The organism is Pseudoxanthomonas sp. LjRoot204_2 (genome assembly GCF_056175765.1).
The window spans coordinates 1-1356 of the sequence record NZ_JBGFFG010000653.1 but is presented as its reverse complement, the minus strand read 5'-3'; the positions used below and the strand labels follow the sequence as shown (position 1 = coordinate 1356).

General features: G+C 66.6%; 2 protein-coding genes. One reads left to right on the top strand and one right to left on the bottom strand.

Features of this window, described 5'->3' with window-relative positions; genetic code table 11:
* On the bottom strand, positions 1 to 196 hold a 196-nt coding region (locus AC04L7_RS18800), incomplete at its 3' end, for an LptF/LptG family permease (RefSeq protein WP_475513717.1).
* 129 nt (positions 197 to 325) lie between these two features.
* On the opposite strand from AC04L7_RS18800, the gene AC04L7_RS18795 reads away from it, so the two are divergent.
* Positions 326 to 1356, top strand: a 1031-nt coding sequence (locus AC04L7_RS18795; RefSeq protein ID WP_475513716.1) for a leucyl aminopeptidase family protein, incomplete at its 3' end; no start/stop codon positions are given.

Genomic DNA, 1356 nt, shown 5'->3' with positions numbered 1-1356 from the left:
GGATGATGTAGGGCATGTAGTTGAGGAACTGCAGGCCCAACTGGGACAGCAGCAGGCGGGCCGGCACCTTGCCGTCGGCCACGTCGCCCAGCAGGTCCGCCATCACGCCGCCGACGCTGACCATCAGCAGGATGATCAGGGTGGCCAGGAAGCTCTGGGTGAATTCCCGGAAGAGGTAGCGGTCCAGCTTCGGCATCAGGAGGGCTTGATTTACAATCTCGGGCTTGTGCGCCGCGCCTGCGGCGGCAGTCTCTGCGGTCCGGGATGGCGTCAGCCACCTTCATCCGGCCCGCGATTGTACGTAACTGAACCGGGAATCTGATCAATGACGCTGGAATTCACCCTGAACCACGAAGCCCCCGCCCAGGCCGGCGTCGATTGCCTCGTGGTAGGCGCTTACGCCGACAAGCGCCTGACCGCGGCCGGCCAGGCCGTGGATGCGGCCAGCGGCGGCAAGCTGTCGGCGCTGCTGCAGCGGGGCGACATCGGGGGCAAGACCGGCAAGACCACCCTGTTGCACGACCTGCCAGGCGTCACCGCCCCGCGCGTGCTGGTGGTAGGACTGGGCGAGACCGCCAAGTTCGGCGTGGCCCAGTACCTGAAGGCGGTGGGCGACGCTGCCCGTACCCTGAAGATCGGCCCGGTCAAGTCCGCATTGTTCACCCTGTCCGACGTGGCGGTGAAGGACCGCGATGCGGCGTGGAATATCCGCCAGGCCGTGATCGCCGCCGACCATGCCTGCTACCGCTACACCGCCACGCTGGGCAAGAAGAAGAACGACGACCCGGGTCTGACCCACTTCGCCATCGCCGGCGAGGATGCCGATGCCCTGGCGCAGGGCATTGCCATCGCCGCCGGCGTCCAGACCACGCGCGAACTCGGCAACCTGCCGCCCAATATCTGCACCCCGGCCTATCTGGCCGAGCAGGCGCAGCAGTTGGCCTCGGAGCACGGCGCCGAAGCCGAGATCCTCGACGAGACGCAGATGGAATCGCTCGGCATGGGCTCGCTGCTGGCCGTGGCGCGCGGCTCGGCCAACCGTCCGCACCTGATCGTGCTGAAGTGGAACGGTGCCGGCGACGCCGACACCAAGCCGTACGTACTGGTCGGCAAGGGCATCACCTTCGACACCGGCGGCGTCAACCTGAAGACGCAGGGCGGCATCGAGGAGATGAAGTACGACATGCTGGGCGCGGGCAGCGTCATCGGCACCTTCGTGGCTGCCGTGAAGATGAAGCTGCCGCTGAACCTGATCGTGGTCGTGCCGGCGGTGGAGAACGCCATCGACGGCAACGCCTACCGTCCTTCCGATGTCATCACCAGCATGTCCGGCAAGACGATCGAGGTCGGCAACAC